General features: G+C 37.3%; 3 protein-coding genes. All 3 read left to right on the top strand.

What is annotated here, in order from left to right:
• The coding region (locus ABY905_RS14955) for a citrate lyase subunit alpha (protein WP_372645298.1) at positions 1-888 on the top strand (888 nt) is incomplete at its 5' end.
• Positions 889-1,171: 283 nt separating this feature from the next.
• Complete coding sequence (locus tag ABY905_RS14950) at positions 1,172-2,587, top strand: triphosphoribosyl-dephospho-CoA synthase (RefSeq protein WP_372645296.1); 1,416 nt, start codon at positions 1,172-1,174, stop codon at positions 2,585-2,587.
• Between the two features lie 58 nt (positions 2,588-2,645).
• A complete protein-coding gene (locus ABY905_RS14945; RefSeq protein ID WP_372645294.1) occupies positions 2,646-3,719 on the top strand; it encodes a [citrate (pro-3S)-lyase] ligase in 1,074 nt (357 codons plus the stop codon).
• The last annotated feature ends 84 nt before the right edge of the window (positions 3,720-3,803 follow it).

The raw sequence follows: 3,803 nt of genomic DNA, 5'->3' as shown, positions 1-3,803 counted from the left end.
GTTCGTCAGCATTTTGTTGATTATGTGGTAAAAGTGGATAGTATTGGTGATGCTTCTAAGATTGCATCTGGTACAACTCGTATCACATCGTCACCGATGGACTTGCGTATTGCTCGTATTGCTGCTACAGTAATCGAACATTCAGGTTTGTTTAAGAATGGGATGTCGTTTCAGGTTGGTGCAGGTGGGGCTTCTTTGGCTGTGGCTAAATTCCTTCGTGAGGATATGAAGCGTAAAAGCATTCAAGGATCTTTCATGATTGGTGGTGTGACATCTTACGGTGTTGATATGCTTGAAGAAGGTTTGTTTAAAGCCATTTTTGATGTTCAATCATTCGATGCTGCAGTTAGTACTTCTGTTTTGAATAATCCTAAGCACGTTGAGATTACCTGCGACCAGTATGCTAATCCTAATAACTGTGGTGCCATGACCAATAAATTGGATGTGGTTGTTTTAGGAGCACTCGAGGTTGATGTTGACTTCAATGTAAATGTAATTACAGGTTCATCAGGCGAAATTCGTGGCGCATCAGGAGGTCATTCTGATACAGCTTCAGGAGCTAATTTATCTGTGATTGTTTGTCCTTCTTTCCGTGGTCGTTTACCAATCATTATGGATCGTGTTCATACTGTTGTAACTCCAGGTGAGAGTGTTGATGTGGTTGTTACTGAACGTGGTGTTTGTGTAAACCCTTCAAAACCGAATTTGGCTGCTGCTTTGAAAAAAGCTGGACTGAAAGTGATTGATATTAGAGATCTTAAGAAGGAAGTTGATTCTATGACAGGTACTCCTGCACCGAAAGAGCTTGGCGATAAGATTGTTGCTTTGGTTGAATACCGAGATGGAACAATTATCGATGTGATCAAAAATGTTACCAATTTAGCTTAGGTCAATTCGATTTTCGAGTTGAAAACTATATTTCCCTCTCTGTGAAAATAGAGAGGGAACTGTTTCTCTTTTTAGAAACAAATTAACTGGTTTTCATACCAATTTAATTTCAAAATTATCTTTAAATAAAAAGAATTATTTTTAGCTAGATCAAGGCAGAAAAGTAAAAGATAGCCAAGTTACCTTGCATCTTTTTTAACGAAGATATAGCTGAAAAGAAACATTTTATAAGATAGGTTTTGATGTAAATTTGGTATTGTGCAAATCAATACGAACTAATGTCATGACAGCAGGGATGGATAAGTTGATAGAAGAATTGCTCCTGGCTAAGGATAAACGAAGAGATTTGAGGATGCAGAGACTTGAAAGAGGCTGTATTACTCTGAGCTTTAATTTAAATATTCCTGGCTTGCCAAAGTCAAATGAGAGCTTTCATGCTTTTTTTACGACTTGCTTACATGAATTGCAAGATTACCTTCTGTCACATCGAATTGTAACCGATAAGGAAACGATTCATTGTGAAACCGATGCTGCAGGCGATTTCTTCCTCGCTGAAATAGTCGATTCTGATTATTCAGCTATCCAAATAAAAAAACTTTGCGAAAGCTTTGAAACCCATCACCCTGTAGGACGTCTTTTAGATGTTGATGTCGTAGATGAAAAGGGAGAGCCCATTTCTTCGGGAAAAGCGAAGTTGTGTTTCTTCTGTAATAATGCTCCAGCCATTTATTGCATGCGAAAGCAGGCTCATGATTATGCAGCTATGCGCATGAAGGTGGAATTGGAAATCTCAAAATATCAGGAGTCTAAGAAAAAGAATCGTGTTTGTAAGCAACTAGCCATATTGGCTACGCAATCTTTATTGCATGAAGTTGCTTTGGCACCAAAGCCAGGTTTGGTCGATCGTTTTGACGAGGGATCGCATTCGGATATGGATTTTTCTACCTTTTTAAATTCAACGGCTGCTCTTTCGGTTTCATTTAAGAGAATTGCTGAATTTGGCTATACTTTTTCAGGTGATAATCTGAAAGATGCTTTGCCAAACTTGCGTTTGATTGGTTTGGAAATTGAAGCCGATATGTTTGCTGAAACCCATGGTGTTAATACACATAAGGGTGCTATCTTTTTATTGGGTTTCTCAATTTTTGTTTCAGCCTACTTACTTGCTCAGGAATCTTTCACCAATGAAAGGTTTGTGTCTATTATTCAGGCTATGAATGGTGATTTGGTTGCCCGGGAATTGGGTAAGAAACTCTATTTGGGGAAAGAGACACATGGCGAAGAATGTTACCGACGATTTGGCAAGAAGGGGCAGGGGATTAGAGGCGAAATTCAGGCAGGTATGCCTTGTGTTTTTCAAAAGGCGCTTCCTGTTCTGCACCAACATTTTGATTCGGAAAAAATATTGAATGATAAGCTGCTAAATAAGGGCTTAACACATGCTTTATTAGCTATTGTATCTCAAAATGATGATAGTAATATCCTTTATAGAAAAGGAGAAGAGGTTTTAGAAGAACTAAAAAATAGAGCTGTAGCCTGTCTGGATAAATATGGCACTTCTCTATTCGATGCCGATTATGAAGCTCTGGTTGAGTTTTGTAGGCATAAAAAAATATCTCCTGGAGGTTCTGCCGATCTTCTGGCTGTATCATACTTTATGTATAGTGTGAATAGGCAACTGGTTTTTAATGATGAATAAAATCAGTTTTAATAATTTGAACAAAATCCCGGGTTTAAAGGGATAATACAATATAATAATGGGCGTAGAAAATACTGACTATAGAGAAGAATCACTAGATTTAAGAAACCCTTTTGATGTCAAACTGCTTTCTCAGTTTTTGTATGATTTGGGTTTTGATTACATTCCATCGGATGTTGATTATTCCATGATTTTATATAATTTGAATGATGAGATTATTGGAACTGGATCATATAAAGGTCGTGTTCTGAAATATGTTGCTGTAGCGCCTAAATTTAGAGAAGGTGCGGCTTTCGCTCAGATTGTAACGCATTTGATTGATATTGTCATCCAAAAACATAACCATATTTTTGTTTATACCAAGCCTCGTAACTTAATGGTGTTTAAAGGTCTGGGATTTACCGAGATTGCTACAGCAGAACCCTTGTTCTCTGTTCTTGAGTTCGGTTATGAAAATATAAAAACCTATCAGGATTATTTACGTTCTATTAGACGTGATGTGAATGTAGGTGGTATTGCAGCCGTGGTTGTAAATTGCAACCCATTTACTATGGGACATAAATACCTGATTGAAAAGGCCTGTCGAGAGAATAGAGTTGTGTATTTGTTCGTTGTTGAGGAAGACCGCTCGTCCTTTAACTTCACAACTCGTTGGCGTTTGATTAAGGAAGAATTAGGGCATATCGATAATTTAGTGATGGTAAAAGGAGGAAACTATGTGGTTTCTGGTACCATTTTTCCATCATACTTCTTAAAACAGGAGAAAAAATCAGATATTGCAGCCTGTCAAGCTGAGTTGGATGTGATTACTTTTATGAGATATATTGTGCCGATTTTCAATATCAATCGTCGATATGTGGGAACTGAAATGTATTCACCCGTAACCAAAGCATATAATGATGCGATGTTTAAGCATTTGCCACCTAATGGAGTAGAGCTTATAGAGATTCCTCGTATTTCGTGTGGTTCTAAGGATAATTATATTTCTGCTTCGAAGGTTAGGCAAGCTATTCGTGAAGATAAGTTGGATGATGTTATCGATTTCCTTCCAACATCAACAAGGCGATTCTTACTATCAGAAGATTCTGCTCATATAAGAGCTAAAATTAAATCGAAAGTAACAAGGCACTAAGCCATACTTATAAAAAAAAAGCGACTAAACTTATTGAAGTTTTAGTCGCTTTTTTTTTCAAGTTCAAAGTGTCAAGGATAAAGG

Origin of the sequence: Ancylomarina sp., from assembly GCF_041555295.1 — a bacterium.
Taxonomy (GTDB): domain Bacteria; phylum Bacteroidota; class Bacteroidia; order Bacteroidales; family Marinifilaceae; genus Ancylomarina.
The sequence above is the reverse complement of the archived record's forward strand: the minus strand, read 5'-3'. Positions and strand labels throughout refer to the sequence as shown.